Consider the following 18,781-nt stretch of genomic DNA (forward strand, 5'->3'; position numbering starts at 1 on the left):
TTTTAGTTTATCAATACTGATGTGCTGTACCATATCTTTGCAAATCTGGGATTTCTAACGTATCAAGGCTCATTCAATGGTAGTAAAATCGTAGTAATTTGAAGTATTTAAACCCCTTGAAAATGCTGATAGATACAGTGTTTTAGAGGACAATCAGATTTTTAGTTGGTTTTTATAATAAAAAGTGGTATGAGCTGACCCATAGGGTCGAGTTCACTACCACTCTTTAATAATTCCTTTAATTAATGTTGCAAAGTTTTTTTCTGATTTTTCGGCAATTTCAATTACTTCATCATGACTTAGTTCTTGGCTTGATAATCCTGCAGCTTTATTAGTGATTAATGAGATGCCTAAAGTTTTCATATTACAATGACGGGCTACAATAGCTTCAGGAATTGTTGACATTCCTACAGCATCAGCACCTAAAACTTTTAAAGCTCTAATTTCAGCTGGTGTTTCATACATTGGCCCTTGGCAATAAGCATAAACACCATCTTTTAAAATAATATCATTTTCATCAGCTACTTTATGAGCAAGTTCACCAATTTCTTCATTATAAGCTTCACACATATCAGGGAAGCGAGGACCAAATTCGTCTAAATTAGGACCTCTTAATGGACTATTCATAAATAGACTAATATGATCTTTAATCAACATTAATTGACCAGGATTTAAGTCTTCACGAATACCGCCACATGCATTTGTTAAGATTAAATTTTCAATACCTAATCTTTTAAAGACTCTAATTGGTAAAGTGACAATTTGCATATCATTTCCTTCATAATAATGGAAGCGGCCTTTCATGGCTATGACAGTTTTACCTTCTAATGAACCAATAACTAATTTACCAATATGGCCTTTTAAATTAGTTAAAGGAAAGTGGGGGATATCGCGGTAATCCAATTCAATTGGGTTTTTGATTTCATCAACTAGATGCCCTAAACCAGAGCCTAAAATAATCGCAAGATCAATTTTACCATGATATTGCGACTTGATGTAATCAGTAGCTTCATTGATTTTAATGTGCATACATTATACCTCCTGCTTTCAATTATAGCATAAACTTATTAAATGTATTATAATGAAAGTACAAAAAACTAAAGATTATTGGTTTTTAAAATAATAATGGCTTTAAAATACTAAAATATGGTTTACATTAAGTAGTTATAATCATTTTTAGTTTTTTTAACATAAGGAGTGATAATATGGATCGATCAACTTATCAATTAAATCAAACAAAGCTACGTGATAGCAAAGTATTTCGTGATGCGATTCATAATTATATCCATGTTGACCAGCCAGTTATTTTAGATTTAATAAATTCTAAAGAAATGCAACGTCTTAGAAGAATAAAACAATTAGGTGGTGTTCATCAGGTTTATCAAAGTGCTGAGCATTCACGCTTTTGTCATTCATTAGGTGTTTATTATGTCGTAAGAAAAATGATATTCAATAGTGCTATTGGTCAGGCACTATGCGATTATGATAAATTAATAGTCATGTGTGCAGCTTTATTACATGATATTGGTCATGGACCTTTTTCACATTGTTTTGAAGAAGTATATCAAATAAAACATGAAGACTATACAGTTAAAATAATCAATGGTCAAAGCGAGGTCCATCAAATCCTGGAAAATTTTAATAAAGGTTTTGCTAAAGAGGTAAGTAGTGTTATTGAAAAAAAACACCCTAATAAGATTTTGGTTCAAATGGTATCCAGTCAGTTAGATGGAGATCGAATGGATTATTTACTTAGGGATTCTTATTTTACCGGAACTACTTATGGCCATTTTGATATGGCTAGGATCTTAAGGGTGATGCAAGTATATGATGGAAAAATTGTATTTAAAGAAGCTGGAGTTCAAGCTATCGAAAATTATATCTTAGCGCGCTATCATATGTATTGGCAAGTATATTATCATCCAACAAGTCGCAGTTATGAACAGCTATTGATGAGTATTTTTAGAAGAATCAAAGATCTCTATGATTCTGGTTATCAATTTGGTGATATTAACTATTTATTGCCTTTTTTAAAAGGAAATGTTAGTGAACAAGATTATGTTAAATTAGATGAAAGTATCATATTATATTATTTTATGGTATTTAGTGAGGGTAAAGATACTATTTTAGCGAATCTGTGTAATCGTTTTTTAAATCGGAAATTATTTAGTTATCGTGATTATAATAATGAAGATGATTTATGTGATGTAAAAGATTATGTTTTAAAGTGTGGTTATGATCTGCGGTATTATCTTGTTTTTGATGATCAAAAACAAATACCATATCTTTATTATGGTAATAGTGATGATATAAGTGAAATTGAAATTCTAGTTGATGGTAAACTAAAATTTTTACCCGAGGTTTCAGAAATTGTAGGGGCAATAATTAAATCAAAAAATAATAAAGATGATCGTAAAATATTTTATCCCGAAGTATAAACTTCGGGATATTTATTATTCCTTTTTAAACCAGTAGACTAAACCATTTTCATCATTTTCACCAGTTAGTGGATTTATGGCGATTTGTTGTAAAGAAGAAGTTGGCTGATACCAGTTAACTTCCTTGATTTTATTAGTGTATTGTAAAACATCAACGACGGTTTTTTTAGCGACTGTTTTATCATTAGTCGTAGTCATTTTACGATTATCATCATAACCTACCCAGCTAGCAACTAATACTTCAGGATTATAAGCGACCGCTAAATTATCAACATCGGTACTCCCAGTTTTACAAGCATTAATATTATCTAATTGATAACCAGCCATCGTAGCTTGTAAGTAGGTACTAAAAGTATCGTTAAAAGTAGAAGTTAATAGTTGTGATAAAACAAGACAAGTATCCTGATTGAGCATTTTTTGATCTTCACGTTCGTGTTCATATAATACTTCACCGGCAGCGTTAGTAATTTTTTCAATCATATATAAATGATTATAGGTTCCTTCGCTAGCAAGACAGTTATACATATTAGCTAGATTGTAAATATTAGTATTTAAGGTTCCCAGGGCTAGAGAAGCATTAGCTTCAACATTGTCGATACCAAATTTTTTAATTAAGGCGGCTAAATTCTCTTCTCCTAAAAATAAATGGGTTTTAACAGCATAGATATTATCAGATACTGCAATAGCCTGAGCAAGAGTAATATCATCATAAGCATATTTGTCATTAAAATTACCAGGACTATAGGTAGTATTATCATCAAGTTTAAAAGTTGTTGGCTCACATAAAAAAGTGGTTGTTGGGGTAAAGCCGTTTTCTAATGCTAGATAATAAAGCAATGGTTTAATTGTACTGCCGATTTGTCGATTGGTCTGGGTAGCTCGGTTATATTGGGATTGAGCATAATCTTTACCACCGATTAATGCTAGTACTTTACTAGTATAAGGCTCAACAACAATACTAGCGGTTTCTACTTCACTATCTTGAGTGTATTCTTTAGCACTTTTAGTGATGATATCTTGATAGCCTTGATCAAAGGTAGTATAAACATTTAATCCTTGATTTAAATAAGTATTATTATAGAAACCAAGTGCTTCCAATTCTTCGATAACGGCATCTTTATAATAATTATTATCAATATTTTCATCAACTTGGTGCTCTTTAGCTAAGTTTAAATCACTATTTAAAACTCGCTGTTTTTCATTTTCCGTAATATTACCACAATCAATTAACGCATCTAAGACTAAACTTTGTCTTTTTCTAGCGGCAGTTTCATCATTTAAAGGCGAATAATAAGTTGGTCCATTAATTACTCCTGCCAACATGCTGCTTTCATTTAAATCAAGATTTTTAGCACTTTTACCATAGAAATACTGTGCAGCATTTTCAATGCCATAGATACCATGGCCAAAATAAACATTATTTACATATCCTTCAAGAATTTCATCTTTAGTTAAATGAGTTTCCAATTGCATTGTTAAAAAGGCTTCTTTTATTTTTCTAGACCAGGACTTTTCGTTTGTTAAATAGAGCAAACGTGCATATTGTTGAGTAATTGTACTTGCTCCTTGGGATTTATCCTGATTGATTAAATTAACTTTTATTGCTCTTGCAATACCAATTGGATCAAAACCACGATGTTGATAGAAATGCTGATCTTCAATAGCAACAATACTTTCTAAAAAATAATCACTAACGTTATCTAAAGTAACATAATGACCAGCATAATCATTAATAGATTGATAGAAAATATCTTGATTGTCGTCATAGAGTTTTAAGTATCGATTTTTATTTAAATCTGGTTCACCCATACAGTATGCAACTAAATAAAGTGAGAGAACAAAGGTAACTAAACTAGCAGCTATGATTACAAAGATTTTTATGACTTTTTTCATTTATTTGATCACCAAAAGTATTCTTGACGCTTTTGTGCTATAATATGCACTGATTAAATAGAAAAGAAAGATGGGATACGATGAAAAAATTAATTAAATTAAATTATCATAGTGTTTTTAAATATGAAAATGATAAAGAATCATTTAAGTATAATGGTGCTGCTTTTTTAGAAGAGTTAGATGATAAGACGATTATTAGTTATGGAGATAAAACTAAAATTAAATTTATTTTAAAAAAGGATGAAGTTTTTTTACATAATGATGCAAGTGTTTTGCACTTACATAAAAATCGAGTTATACTAAACCATTATCAAACAGAATATGGTATTTTAAAACTACAAACAAGATTAATTAATTATGAATATGATAATACTATCAAAATAAAGTATGCTTTATATGATGGTATGAATTTAATAAGTGAGGTTTATATTGTATTGAATTATCAGATTTTGGAGAATTAGAAATGAAAATTTTAAAGCTTTTACAAAATCGAATCTTTGTATCGGTTACCTTAATATTATTACAGATTATTTTAATTTTCTTATTCATGCAGTTTATCTTTTTAGATGCTAAGGCATTAAGATTTTGTTCGATGATTATTAGTGCTTTAGTAACGTTATATATTATTAATAAAGATGACGATGATCCTAATTATAAAATAATCTGGTTAATTCCTATTTTGGTTTTTCCCGTTTTTGGTGGTTTATTGTATTTAGTTTTTGGTAATAAAAAACCGGCTAAAAAATTACAGGAAGCATATCGAAAACAAGATCAGGCGATTAAACCATATCGTTATTTTAATGAAGTTCATAAAACAATTGGTGATGAGGTAGTTAGGGGCCAAGTAAATTATATTGTTGATGAGCAGTTTCCGGTTTATAAAAATAGTGAGGTAAAGTATTATTCTTTAGGTGACAACGCCTTTCCTGATTTATTAGATGAATTAAAAAAAGCCAAGTATTTTATTTTTATGGAGTATTTTATTGTCGAAGAAGGGGAAATGTTTAATCAGGTATTAGAAATCTTAAAGCAAAAAGTTAAAGAGGGTGTCGAAGTTCGTTTTATGTATGATGATATGGGTTCTTTAACGATGCTGCCATATCACTATTATAAAAAACTAGAAGAATATGGTATTAAATGTATTGCGTTTAACCATGTTGTACCGTTACTTTCTATTGTAATGAACAATCGTGACCACCGTAAAATTACGGTTATTGATGGAAATGTAGGATTTAATGGTGGTTTTAATTTAGCGGATGAGTATATTAATGCTAAAGTTAAATATGGTCATTGGAAAGATACTGGTGTTATGATTAAAGGTGAAGCAGTCTGGAATTTAACACTAATGTTTTTAACGACCTGGAATGCTTCATTAAATCAAACCGAAGAGTATGATCGTTATCATCCACGTCATTATCCTTTGCCTGATATTAAACCAAGCGGATATATTTTACCATATGGTGATTCACCGCTTGATGATAAGCCGGTTGGTAAAAATGTGTATTTAAATATTATCAATCAAGCTCAGCGCTACTTATATATTTATACCCCTTATTTAATTATTAATGATGAGTTAAAAAATGCATTATGCTTAGCGGTATTACGTGGTGTTGATGTTCGAATTGTTACCCCAGGGATCCCGGATAAAAAAACGGTATTTAAAGTAACTCGTTCTTATTATGAACCTTTAGTATTAGGCGGTGTTAAAATATATGAGTATACTCCTGGTTTTATGCATGGTAAAAATTTTGTTTGTGATGATAAGATTGCTACCGTAGGTACTATTAATTTAGACTATCGTAGCTTGTATTTACATTTTGAATGTGGTGTATATATGTATGATGTTGCGGCCATTAAGGATATTAAAGAAGATTTTTTAAATACAATTGAACTTAGTAAAGAAATTACTTATGATGATGTTTTAAGAGGCCGATTTAGAGGCTGGTTTGAAGCAATATTAAGATTATTTGCACCATTATTATAAATGGATTAGTTAATAATAGGAAGAATTGAAAAAGTATTCAATTCTTTTTATTTGGGTGTTTAAAAATTACTCTTGATTAATTTTATTTCAATGATATTATTTTACAGTAGATTTGTGATAAAATTTTTTAAAAACATTGACTTAATGAGGGTTTAATGGTAATTTAATGAAGATATGTAAAAAGATTAAAGGAGGACAATAATGGCAGTTAATAAAATAGAAGCAACTTTAAAAGAAACGTTGAAACAAGCGATAATTTCGTGTGGTTTTGTTGAAGAATATGATCAAAATAGTATTGTAATTGAAATTCCTAAAGATAAAGCTCATGGGGACTATTCAACAAATTTAGCGATGCAATTAACAAAATTATTAAAACGCAATCCACGACAAATTGCTCAAGAAATAGTAGATGCAATTGATAAAGATAAAGCTCAAATTGAAAAAATTGAAATTGCTGGACCGGGGTTTATTAATCTGTTTTTAGCTAAAGATGCGATGACATCAATAATAAAAGAAGTTTTAACAGAAAAAGAAGCTTATGGTAGAAGCAATTATGGAAACGGAACTAAATATAATGTTGAATTTGTATCTGCCAACCCAACAGGAGATTTACATTTAGGACATGCTAAAGGAGCAGCGGTTGGAGATAGTATTTGTAGAATCATGTCGGCTGCTGGCTATGATGTAACTAGAGAATATTATATCAATGATGCTGGTAATCAGATTTATAATTTAGCGTTATCTTTATATGCTCGTTATCGTCAAGCTTTTAATCTAGAAGCACAAATGCCTGAAGATGGTTATTATGGTCAAGATGTTAAAGATATTGCCGTAAAGATAAAAGAAAGCGAAGGCGATAAGTATTTAAATATGCCAGAAGATGAAGCGATTGCTTTCTTTAGAAAAAAAGGAACTGAATATGAATTACAAAAAATCAAAGATATTTTAAAACAATTTAGAGTATCATTTGATGTTTGGTTTTCAGAAACTTCATTATATGAAGATAATTGCGTTGTTCCAACTGTCGAAAAATTAAAAGCAGCTGGATATACTTATGAAAGTGATGGTGCTTTATGGTTTAAATCAACTGAATTTGGGGATGATAAAGACCGTGTTTTAATAAAAAGTGATGGCAGCTATACATATTTAACACCAGATATTGCTTATCATTTAAATAAACTTGATCGTGGATATGAATATTTAGTAGACTTATTTGGTGCTGATCATCATGGTTATATTAATCGAATGAAAGCCGCTATTCAAGCATTAGGATATAATGCTGATCAATTAAATATTGATATTATTCAAATGGTTAGAATGATGAATAATGGTGAACCAGTTAAAATGTCTAAAAGGACTGGTAATGCGGTAACGATTCAAGACTTAATTGATGAAATTGGTGTTGATGCTACACGTTATTTCTTTGTATCTAAAGCAGCAAATACAACTTTTGATTTTGACCTTGCCCTTGCAAAATCTAAGTCAAATGAAAATCCAGTATATTATGCTCAATATGCTCATGCTAGAATGTGTTCAATTAAAGCTCAAGCAGCTAAATTGAATTTAGAATATAGTGATCATTATGAATTGCTTGTAAATCCAAAGGAAATTGAACTTGTTAAGCATATTAATGAATTTAGAAACATAGTTATAGATAGTGCGGTAAATAGAACACCACATAAAATTGCAAATTATATTCAACGTTTAGCACAATTATTCCATAGTTTCTATAATGAATGTTATGTAATCGATAAAGATAATCTTGAATTAAGTAAACAGAGATTAGCATTGGTAGAAGCTAGTAGAATTACACTTGCAAATGCATTAAACTTAATTGGTGTTAGCGCTCCAGAAAAGATGTAGGAGGATAGGTTAAATGGATAGTATGGATAAATATCGTGATATGTCAATGGTAGATGTTGCTTTTGAATTAATGTCAAAGAAAAAATCTGCAGTTAACTTCTTTAAGTTATGGGAAGAAGTTTGTCAGATGAAAAAATTTGATGAACAGCAACAAGCAGATAAAGAATCATTATTTTATACAAATATTACTTTAGATGGTCGTTTTATTACTGTAGGAGAAAATGCCTGGGATTTAAGAAGCCGTCATAAATTTAGTGATGTTCATATCGATATGAATGATATTTATAGCGATGATGAAGAAGATGATTCTGAAGAACCAGAAGATGATGTTGATTCTACAATTGAAGATGATTATAACTAGGGATTGAAGACAGATAAGAAAATAATTTCTTATCTGTTTTTTTAAATGCTATAATATAATTAAAAAGGAGGAACGAAAAATGAAGTATTCACAAAACGGGAAAGAATATCATCTTGATATTAAAAAAGGTGATGTTGGAAAATATGTTATCTTACCAGGAGATCCTAAACGCTGTCAAAAAATTGCCCAGTATTTTGATGATCCTCAATTAATAGCAGATAATCGTGAATATGTAACTTATACAGGATATCTCGATGGCATTAAAGTAAGTGTTACTTCAACTGGTATCGGTGGACCATCAACTGCGATTGCTATTGAAGAGTTAGTTAAATCAGGAGCAGATACCTTTATTAGAGTCGGGACATGTGGCGGTATGGAAATAGATGTAAAAAGCGGTGATATTGTTATTGCTTCTGGGGCTATTAGACAAGAAGGGACTAGTAAAGAATATGCACCAATTGAATTTCCAGCTGTTGGTAACTACACTATAATTAATGCTCTAGTAGATAGTGCTAAAAAAATGAAGAATATTAATTATCATGTTGGTGTTGTTCAATCTAAAGATTCTTTTTATGGACAGCATGATCCTTCAAGCAAGCCAGTAAGTTATGAATTAGAAAATAAATGGGAAGCCTGGTTAAGATTAGGGACATTGGCTTCAGAAATGGAAACAGCGGCTTTATACACAGTTTCTAGTTATTTAAAAGTTCGTAGTGCTACTGTACTTTTAGTTGTGGCTAATCAAGAACGAGAAAAAAAAGGATTAGATAATCCGGTTGTTCGTGATACTGATAAAGCTATTAAAGTAGCTATCGAAGCAATTAAATTATTAATTAAGCAAGATAAATTGGAGAGTGAATAATGATTCGAGAAGTAAAAGCTAGTGATTATCCAGCGATTGCGAAAGTTATGATGCGTGCTTTTGCTAATCCACCATGGAATGAAGATTGGGACTATTCAAGAGCGTATCAACGAATAGAACAACTAGATGATGGTAAGTATACTAGATGTTATGTTTATGAAGAAAATGAAAAAATCATCGGTGTTTTATGTGGAAAGTTAATTACTTATGTTAATAATTTAGAATTGATGATAGAGGATTGTTATATTGATCCTGATTATCAACGATTAGGAATTGGCGGTAAGTTGATGCAAGGGGTTGTTGATAGATTAAAAGAAGTAGATGCTTTTACTCTGCTTACTGGTCAAGGATTTTATAGTGTTGATTTTTATTTGAAAAATGGTTTTAAAATTGATAATAACTTAGTTTTAATGCGTAAAGAGTTAAAATAAATGCCATGGGGTTACCATGGCATAAATGTTTTTAAAGATGCTAGTAAAGTTAACCGATTATTTCATCTATCAAACCGTATTCTAAAGCTTCTATAGGTTCTAAGAAAAAATCACGGTCAGTATCAGATTTAATTTTAGCTAAAGGCTGGTTAGTGTTTTGACTAAGAATTTTGTTTAATTTTTCTTTTTGTTTTAAAATTCGCTTAGCGCTAATTTCGATATCGCTTGCTTGACCTTCATAAGCGCCTAGTGGCTGGTGAATCATGATTTCACTATTTGGCAGACTACATCTTTTTCCTTTAGCACCGGCACTAAGTAAAAAAGCGGCCATACTAGCTGCCATTCCAATAACGATTGTAGATACATCACATTTAATAAAATTCATTGTATCATAAATAGCAAACCCAGCATTGATACTACCGCCTGGTGAGTTAATATACATATATATATCAGCAGTGTTATCAAGCGATTCTAAATATAATAGCTGTCCTACGATACTGCTTGCCATTTTATCATCAATGGTGCCAGTTAAAAGTATTATTCGATCTTCTAAAAGACGAGAATATATATCATAAGCATATTCACGCTGATTTGTTTTTTCAATTACTGTTGGGACTAAGTGCATTATTTAACCTCCTGTAATAAAGTATAGTTATTTAATTAGTAATTATTCATTTTTAATAAAGATTTTGATTAAGATTATTATTAATATTAAGTTTTTTATAAAATTTTGTAAGTTTTGAAAAAAAGATAGCAAAGATTAATTTTTGCTAAGAAAAAATTTTAACGAAACCCCTTTCACTGGTTGCTTTTCTTTAATTTCTGGAATATAATAATACCATAAAAGAACATTCAAGGAGGAATAAAAAGAATGGCAGTAAAAGTAGCAATTAATGGATTTGGACGTATTGGACGTCTTGCATTCAGACAAATGTTTGGTGCTGAAGGATATGAAGTTGTAGCAATCAACGACTTAACTGATCCTAAAATGTTAGCACACTTATTAAAATATGATTCAGCACAAGGTAAATATGCTTTAGCAGACACAGTAGAAGCTAAAGAATCTTCAATCGTAGTAGATGGAAAAGAAATCGAAATCTACAAAGAAGCAGATGCTTCTAAATTACCTTGGGGAGAATTAGGAGTAGACGTAGTATTAGAATGTACTGGTTTCTATACTTCTAAAGCTAAATCTCAAGCTCATATCGATGCAGGAGCTAAAAAAGTTGTTATTTCTGCACCAGCAGGAAATGATTTACCAACAGTAGTATTCGGTGTAAACGAAGGTACATTAACTGCTGATGATACTATTATCTCTGCAGCATCTTGTACAACTAACTGTTTAGCACCTATGGCTAACGCTTTAAATAAATTAGCTCCAATTAAATCTGGTATCATGTTAACAGTACATGCTTACACTGGTGACCAAATGGTATTAGATGGACCTCATAGAAAAGGTGACTTAAGAAGAGCTCGTGCAGCAGCTGTAAATATCGTGCCTAACTCAACTGGTGCAGCTAAAGCTATCGGATTAGTTATCCCTGAATTAAATGGAAAATTAATCGGTTCAGCTCAACGTGTACCTGTTCCTACAGGATCAACTACAATCTTAACTTCAGTTGTTGAAGGTGAAGTAACAGTTGAACAAGTTAACGAAGCTATGAAAGCAGCAGTAACTCCATCATTTGGATATACTGAAGAACAATTAGTATCTTCTGATATTATCGGAATGACTTATGGTTCATTATTTGATGCAACTCAAACTATGGTTAAAGCATTAGATAACGGAACTACTGAAGTTCAAACAGTTGCTTGGTATGACAACGAAAATTCATATACTTCTAACATGGTTAGAACTATCAAATATTTCGCTGAATTAACAAAATAATTAATTGAAACTTAATGCAAAGGCTGGTCGTTAGATCAGCCTTTTTCGTGGAGGTTAATAGGATGATTAAAAAAGTTGGAATTGTGGGCATGGGTGCTTTAGGATTGATGTATGGTAACTGGATCAAAGAAAATAATACTGATGTTGTAGTTGACTATATCATGGATAGTAAACGGCTAAAGCGTAACCAGGAAAAGACTTTTAGTATTAATGGAAATGTCGTTAACTGTAATATGATTGATGCTAATTTAGCCACTTGCTATGATTTATTAATTGTAGCGGTCAAAGCACCAGCTTTACAAAGTGCTTTGAAAGTAATGGAAAATGCAGTAGATAAAAATACAACAATCATCTCAGTGCTAAATGGAATAACAAGTGAAAAGATTATTGGTCAAAGATATAATGAACAGCAGGTTTTATATGCAATCGCTCAAGGAATGGATGCAGTAAAATTACAAACTGATTTAACTTATTCAACTAGAGGACATTTATTAATTGGAATAAAGGATGATAGCCAAAATGATAGATTAGAAGAATTAGCTTCATTTTTTGATCAATGTAAAATAGACTATTTTATCAAAGAAGATATATTGCATCATCTTTGGGCTAAATTTATGTTGAATGTTGGCATTAATCAAACATGTATGGTTTATAATACTAATTATGGTGGGGCTTTATTGCCAGGAAAAGCACATGAAACATTAATTAAAGCAATGCAAGAAGTAATCGAGTTATCTAGTTATGAAGGGATAGATTTAAGTGAAAAAGATTTAAATTTTTATTTGGATTTATTAGCTACCTTAGATCCTAATGGTTTACCTTCAATGGCCCAGGATGCTAAAAACAAGCGTTATAGTGAAGTAGAATTATTTTCAGGGACAGTAATTAAACTTGCAAGTAAGCATCATTTAGATGTACCAGTTAATCGTTTTTTGTATCAGCGGATAAAGGAAATTGAAAGTGAATATTAATTTTAACTAAGCATCGGTAATATTAACTGATGCTTTTATCATATTATAATGTTAGTTATTGAGATGATTATGTGTTATAATAGCTTATATGTCTAAAAATGTATTATTGTTCACTTTGATAGTTTTAATAAAACAATAGGCAGGGAACATATCAGGGAGAAACTTTAAACAGTTTGTGAAAGTGACGGAGAATTAAAATGAGAATTATAAAGGTATTTAATAATAATAGTGTAGCAGCACTGTCTAATGAGTTAGGCGATATTATTGTAACTGGCTCAGGAGTTGGTTTTCAAAAGAAAATTGGGGATTTAGTTGATGAAAATAAAATTGAAAAAACTTATTTGTTTAAAGGTAAGGATCAAGAAAAATTAACAAAAGATATTGAAAATATGGCCCCTATTTATTATGAGATAACTAATAAAATTGTAAGTAAGGCTAATAAAGAGTTAGAAACAAAATTTTATGGTGAGATTTTTTTGGCGATAAGTGATCATATTGCTTTTGCGATAAAAAGAATTAGAGAAAATATCAATCTTCCTAATATTATTTTAAATGATATTAAAGCGTTGTATAAAAAAGAGTATCAAATAGGATTGTGGGCTCTTGATTATATTGAAAAGAAAACTAAAGTACGTTTGGAAGAGTCAGAAGCTGGATATATTGCTTTATATCTGGTTAATTTTTCAATGAGTGATAAAACTAATAATGTAGCTCAAGTTGTTACGTTAACTAAAGAGGTTTTAAGTATTATCAAAGAAACTATGGGAGTTGACTTTGAAGAAGATTCTATGAGTTATGCTCGAATAAGTATTCGTTTAAAGTATCTAGCGGAACGTATTTTTCATGATGTAAAAGGTAATAGCAAAGATACAACCGCTAATATTCGCAAAATGTTAAAAGAAAATGAACGTTTAGCATTATGCATTGAAAAAATTGTAGCAATGATCAAGCAATGTTACAATTATGAATTATCGCCTGATGAACAGACTTTTTTAGCAATTCATATCAAAAATAATGCTGGAATATAAAAAATATGTTTGTTGACTAATGAAATTTGATTTGCTATAATTTTCAAAGAAAAGGATTGTTACTTTAAGTAGGCAAGACCAAATACAAAGTAAGTATGTTGAGACATGCTCTTTTGTGTTTGGTCTTTTCTTATGTTTTGTAATGATTCAAAAATTGAGAAAGGGACAATGGGAAAATGAAACTAAAAAAGAAAAGTTTGGCAGCGGTGTTAACATTTACCATGCTATTCAGTTCACTTTTTAGCATTATTCCAGTAAAAGCAGAAGTAACAGATGGGACTAATTTAGCATTAAATAAAACAGTTACTGTTTCTGCTGAATATGGAGGTAATTTAGCTAAAGAGTATTTGACTGATGGTGATGAAGAAACACGCTGGTCAACCGAAGCAGACGTAACTCAATGGGCTTATGTCGATTTAGGTCAAGAGTTCGAAATGAACAAATTCCAAATGATTTGGGAAAGTGATAGCGTTTATGCTAAAGATTATAACATTTACGTATCTAATAATGTTGATGACTGGGGTGAACCAGTTATAACAAAAACAGATAATAACACAAAGACAAGTGAAGATATCTTAACTACAAAAGTAAGTGGAAGATACGTTAAGTTAGAAATTACTAGAATGCAAGGCTATCCAAATGTATCTTGTCGTGAATTTAAGATTTTCAATACTGATGAAAAATATCAAGATCCGACAACTAATGTTGCTTTAAATAAAACAGCGGTGGCTAGCTCTCAAGAAGCTGATAGTGTAAAAGCAGCTAATGCAGTTGATGGTGATACCACTTCAAGATCATCACGCTGGGGAAGTGCTATTGGTAATGGACCAGATTGGATCTATGTTGATTTAGGAGAATCTTTAAATGTTAATGTTGTTAAAGTTTTCTGGGAAAACCGTAAAGCAACAGCTTATAAGATTCAAATTGCTAATACCGAAAGTAGACCAAGTGAAGGTGATTGGCAAACAGTAAAAGAATTTTCTGATCATCCAGCATCAATTGATGAAAAAATTGTTTTAGATCAAGTATATAAAGCCCGCTATGTTCGTTTATATATTGATTCTCATACTTCACAAGATCCAGATGGTGGTGTTGCATGGAATACTGTTTCTATTTATGAATTAGAAGTATATGGTGGTAATCCAGATACTAAACCGCCTATTAGTGAAGTATTAAATGGTATTGAAGTTAAAACACCTGAAAAAGGTGATCAAAAATTAGAGGTAACTTTACCTGAAATTGAAGGTTATACAGTATCATATAACGGAACTGATTTTGAACAAGTTGTTGATGATGATTTGACTATCTATCAGCCAGTTGTTGATAAAGATGTCAAAGTTTCTTTCAAAGTTACAGATACTGATACAAATGATTATCGTTTTAAAGAAGTAAACGTAACGATACCAGGTAAGTATAGCAGTGATGAAAGTGATAATAGTGCTCCTAATGTTTTACCAGAGCTTGCTGAATGGAAAGGCGGTAATGGTGACTTTGTAATTGATGGAAGTACTAAGATTGTTTATCAAGATGATGCTTTAAAAGCTACTGCTGAAGCTTTAGCAAATGATTATGAAGAATTAACTGATAAGTCTTTAGAAGTTACTAAAGGTACAGCGGATAATGGAGATATTTCATTAGCATTAACATCTGATAAATCTCAAGGTTTACAAGATGAAGGATATTTAATGGAAATCTCAAATAATTCAGTTGCTATAACGGCACAAACAACAACAGGAGCTTATTGGGCAACTCGAACTATATTACAAAGCGTAAAACAAACAGGTGATATTCCTTGTGGAATTACTCGTGATTATCCTTTATATGAAATTAGAGGATTTATTTTAGATGTTGGTCGTAAAACATTTACGATGGACTTTTTAAAACAAGTAGTAAAACAAATGTCTTGGTATAAGATGAATGATTTCCAAGTACATTTAAATGATAACTTAATTCCAATTGAAAATTTAGAAGATCCAATGACTGCTTATTCAGCATTTAGATTAGAGTCTGATGTTAAAAAAGGTGGTAATGGTGGTTTAAATCAACAAGATTTAACAAGTACTGATTTATTCTATACTAAAGAAGAGTTTAAATCATTTATTAAAGAATCAAGAACATATGGTGTCAATATTGTACCAGAAATTGATACTCCAGCGCATTCTTTAGCTTTAACAAAAGTAAGACCTGACTTACGTCATGGTACTAATGGTCGTGAAAATGATCATTTAGCTTTACGAGATAAATATGATGAATCATTAAGTTTTGTTCAAAGTATTTTTGACGAATATATGAAAACAGATGATCCAGTATTCGATCAACAAACAACAGTACATGTTGGTGCTGATGAGTATAACGCTGATAAAGAAGCTTATCGTAAATTCTCTGATGATATGTTGAAATATGTTCAAGATACTGGTAGAACAGCGCGTATTTGGGGAAGTTTAACACAATGTTTTGGAACTACTCCAGTTAGAAGCGAAAATGTTCAAATGAATTTATGGAACTTTGGTTATGCAAATATGGATCAAATGTATGAACAAGGTTATGATTTAATTAACTGTAATGATGGTAACTATTATATCGTACCAAATGCTGGTTACTACTATGATCGTTTATATGATAGTACGCTTTATAATTTACCAATCAATAGTATTGGTGGTGTAACTATCCCAGCTGGTGATGAACAAATGATCGGTGGGGCTTTTGCAGTATGGAATGATATGACTGATTATTTAGAAAATGGTATTAGTCAATATGATGTTTATGATCGTATTGAAAATGCGATTCCATTATTTGGGGCTAAATTATGGGGTATCAATGATAACTCATTAGAAGAAGCTAATCAAATAAGAAATCAATTAGGTGGGGCACCAGGAACTAATTTTGATTATCAAGTTCCAACTGATGAAAATGGTGTTATTGCTCATTATAAATTAGATGATTTAAGTGGTTTAACAGCAGGTACTAACGCTGATATTACAAGTGTAGATGGTCGTAATGCTTTACAATTAAATGGTAAAGAAAGTTATGTAACATCTCCAATTGTAACTGCTGGTTTAGGTAATGATCTAAGAGTTAAAGTTAAAAGAACTTCTTCAGGTAGTGATGAGCAAATTTTATTTGAAAGTGATTATGGTTCAATTAAAGCAATTCAAAAAGATACTGGAAAAGTTGGATTTAGCCGTGAAGGTCGTGACTATTCATTTAGCTATGAACTACCAGTTAATGAATGGGTAGAGTTAGAATTTAAAAATGAAATAAATGTCACAAAACTATATGTTAATGGTCAGCTTATCGATACTTTAGGTGATGATGAACAAGTTGAAGGACGTCCATTAGTGGCAACAACTATGTTCCCACTTGAAAGAATTGGAAGTCAAAGTAATGCTTTTGTTGGATATGTTGATGATATTCGTTTATCAACAGAAAAAGAATTTAATTCAACAATGTCATTAGATTATGCAATGATTACAGCTCAATCAATTTTAGAAAATACTGAAAATGATGAGTTGCAAGCATTAGTTGCTGAAGGTAAAAAAGTAATCGATCAATTTGCACCAGAAGCAGCAGTTATTACAGATTTAACTACTAAGATAAATGATGTATTAAATACAATTGAATACAAAAAAGCTGATTATAGTCGTGTGGATAAATATTTAGCTTTAGTAGCAGAAGATTTATCTATCTATACAGATGCTTCAATTAATAATTTAAATCAAGTAATTAATAGTATTCGTAGAGATTTACCACTTGCAATGCAAGATATCGTAGATGGTTATGAAGCTAATCTAGCTAAAGCTTTAGCACAATTAGAATTAAAATCACAATTAAATATTAATTATGTAGATAATAAGCTATTAACAGCTTCAGCATCATCTTATCAAAAAGATGGTTCTAACCCAAGCAATGTTTTAGATGATAATCCTGCAACAATGTGGCATACTGATTGGAATATAACAACATTACCACACTGGATTGCTCTTGAAAGTCAAACACCAATTTCTATTAATGGATTAACTTATGTACCACGTCAAACTGGTACTAATGGAAATGTAACTTCATATGCTATTGAAGTTAGTGATGATGGAAATGACTGGCGAGTTATTAAAGAAGGCAAATTACCATCTGATTCAAGTACAAAAATCATAGGATTTGATGAAGTTACTACTACTCATGTTCGTCTTGTTTATAGAGAAGCTGAAAACGATAATGGTAGTGCTGCGGAAATTAAATTACATCGAGGTGATGTTCCGGCTGATTTAACTGGATTACAAGCAGCTATCGAAGCAGCTGAAGCGATTGAAAATATTGGTTATACAGGTGCTTCATGGCAAAATCTTCAAGATACTATAGCTGATGCTAAGGCATTATTGAATAGTGTAAATCCAGATCCTAATGATGTTGAAATTGCAAAACGTAATTTAAGTGCGGCTACAATGAAATTAGTATTAAAAGTTGATTCACGTCAATTAGAATCATTAGTTGACAGTTTTAAAGATTATAATGAAGATGACTATACTCCAGAGTCATGGGCTAATTTTAAAGCAGCTTTAGATGCAGCAAAAGCAGTTATTAATAACAGCGATGCTACTAAAGATGATGTTAATAAGGCATACCAAGACTTATTAGATGCTTCAAGTTTATTAGTAGAAGTCAATCATAAAGAAGGATTAGAATCATTGATTAATAAAGCTGAGTCTTTCGATTCTTCTAAATATACTGTGGAATCATGGGCTAAATTAGCAGAAGCTTTAAAATATGCAAAAGAAGTATTTAATAATGAACAAGCTACTAAAGAAGAAATTGCTACTGCAGTATTAAATCTAGAAACAGCAATTAATGGATTAAAAGAAATTGAAGGCAGTGAAGGTCAAAATCCATCAGACCCATCAACACCTTCAGTAACTCCAAAACCAGGAACAGATGATGATAAAGGTCAATCTGCAAAAACAGGTGATAATAGTCCAGTTTTAGCACTTGTAAGTATTAGTACTTTGGCTCTTGCAGGAATGTGGTTAGCTAGAAGAAAAGAAGATTAAAAAAAAAGAAATCGGTTTATCCG

14 protein-coding genes are annotated in these 18,781 nt (G+C 31.0%); 11 read left to right on the forward strand and 3 right to left on the reverse strand.

Annotation, left to right across the window (positions count from 1 at the left end):
• Positions 1-216: 216 nt before the first annotated feature.
• Entirely contained in the window at positions 217-1,029 is an 813-nt protein-coding gene (locus B5F09_RS09485; protein ID WP_087373824.1) for a purine-nucleoside phosphorylase, read from the reverse strand.
• Between the two features lie 176 nt (positions 1,030-1,205).
• Between B5F09_RS09485 and B5F09_RS09490 the strand changes: the two genes are divergently transcribed.
• On the forward strand, positions 1,206-2,438 hold the full coding sequence (locus B5F09_RS09490; protein ID WP_087373825.1) for an HD domain-containing protein: 1,233 nt from the start codon (positions 1,206-1,208) through the stop codon (positions 2,436-2,438).
• A gap of 15 nt (positions 2,439-2,453) precedes the next feature.
• On the opposite strand, the gene B5F09_RS09495 is transcribed toward B5F09_RS09490, so the two are convergent.
• Complete coding sequence (locus tag B5F09_RS09495; RefSeq protein WP_087373827.1) at positions 2,454-4,331, reverse strand: transglycosylase domain-containing protein; 1,878 nt, start codon at positions 4,329-4,331, stop codon at positions 2,454-2,456.
• 80 nt (positions 4,332-4,411) lie between these two features.
• Here B5F09_RS09495 and B5F09_RS09500 point away from each other — a divergent pair, with 80 nt between their 5' ends.
• The 6 genes from B5F09_RS09500 (at position 4,412) to B5F09_RS09525 (ending at position 9,832) form a co-directional block, all read left to right on the forward strand.
• On the forward strand, positions 4,412-4,792 hold the full coding sequence (locus tag B5F09_RS09500; protein WP_087373829.1) for a DUF1934 domain-containing protein: 381 nt from the start codon (positions 4,412-4,414) through the stop codon (positions 4,790-4,792).
• Between the two features lie 2 nt (positions 4,793-4,794).
• Complete coding sequence (gene cls / locus B5F09_RS09505; protein ID WP_087373831.1) at positions 4,795-6,315, forward strand: cardiolipin synthase; 1,521 nt, start codon at positions 4,795-4,797, stop codon at positions 6,313-6,315.
• A 201-nt stretch (positions 6,316-6,516) separates the two neighbouring features.
• Positions 6,517-8,178 carry an arginine--tRNA ligase gene (gene argS, locus B5F09_RS09510; protein WP_087373833.1) on the forward strand — a complete coding sequence of 554 codons (1,662 nt, stop codon included), beginning with the start codon at positions 6,517-6,519 and terminating at the stop codon, positions 8,176-8,178.
• A 13-nt stretch (positions 8,179-8,191) separates the two neighbouring features.
• On the forward strand, positions 8,192-8,539 hold the full coding sequence (gene rpoE, locus B5F09_RS09515) for a DNA-directed RNA polymerase subunit delta (protein WP_087298767.1): 348 nt from the start codon (positions 8,192-8,194) through the stop codon (positions 8,537-8,539).
• 79 nt (positions 8,540-8,618) lie between these two features.
• Positions 8,619-9,401, forward strand: a complete 783-nt coding sequence (udp, locus tag B5F09_RS09520) for a uridine phosphorylase (RefSeq protein ID WP_087373835.1) — start codon at positions 8,619-8,621, stop codon at positions 9,399-9,401.
• A complete protein-coding gene (locus B5F09_RS09525; protein ID WP_087373837.1) occupies positions 9,401-9,832 on the forward strand; it encodes a GNAT family N-acetyltransferase in 432 nt (143 codons plus the stop codon). The genes udp and B5F09_RS09525 overlap by 1 nt, the downstream gene beginning before the upstream one ends.
• 49 nt (positions 9,833-9,881) lie before the next feature.
• Here B5F09_RS09525 and B5F09_RS09530 read toward each other — a convergent pair whose 3' ends face one another.
• A complete protein-coding gene (locus B5F09_RS09530) occupies positions 9,882-10,457 on the reverse strand; it encodes an ATP-dependent Clp protease proteolytic subunit (protein WP_087373839.1) in 576 nt (191 codons plus the stop codon).
• Positions 10,458-10,703: 246 nt separating this feature from the next.
• On the opposite strand from B5F09_RS09530, the gene gap reads away from it, so the two are divergent.
• The 4 genes from gap to B5F09_RS09550 all read left to right on the forward strand — a co-directional run bounded on the left by gap (position 10,704) and on the right by B5F09_RS09550 (position 18,758).
• Positions 10,704-11,720, forward strand: a complete 1,017-nt coding sequence (gene gap, locus B5F09_RS09535; protein WP_087244524.1) for a type I glyceraldehyde-3-phosphate dehydrogenase — start codon at positions 10,704-10,706, stop codon at positions 11,718-11,720.
• A 62-nt stretch (positions 11,721-11,782) separates the two neighbouring features.
• A complete protein-coding gene (locus tag B5F09_RS09540) occupies positions 11,783-12,691 on the forward strand; it encodes a ketopantoate reductase family protein (protein WP_087373842.1) in 909 nt (302 codons plus the stop codon).
• Between the two features lie 197 nt (positions 12,692-12,888).
• Positions 12,889-13,719 carry a PRD domain-containing protein gene (locus tag B5F09_RS09545; RefSeq protein WP_087373844.1) on the forward strand — a complete coding sequence of 277 codons (831 nt, stop codon included), beginning with the start codon at positions 12,889-12,891 and terminating at the stop codon, positions 13,717-13,719.
• 176 nt (positions 13,720-13,895) lie between these two features.
• Positions 13,896-18,758 carry a discoidin domain-containing protein gene (locus tag B5F09_RS09550; protein WP_087373846.1) on the forward strand — a complete coding sequence of 1,621 codons (4,863 nt, stop codon included), beginning with the start codon at positions 13,896-13,898 and terminating at the stop codon, positions 18,756-18,758.
• The last annotated feature ends 23 nt before the right edge of the window (positions 18,759-18,781 follow it).

The sequence above is a fragment of the Erysipelatoclostridium sp. An173 genome (assembly GCF_002160495.1).
In the GTDB taxonomy this organism is placed as follows: Bacteria; Bacillota_I; Bacilli_A; order Erysipelotrichales; family Coprobacillaceae; genus Thomasclavelia; species Thomasclavelia merdavium.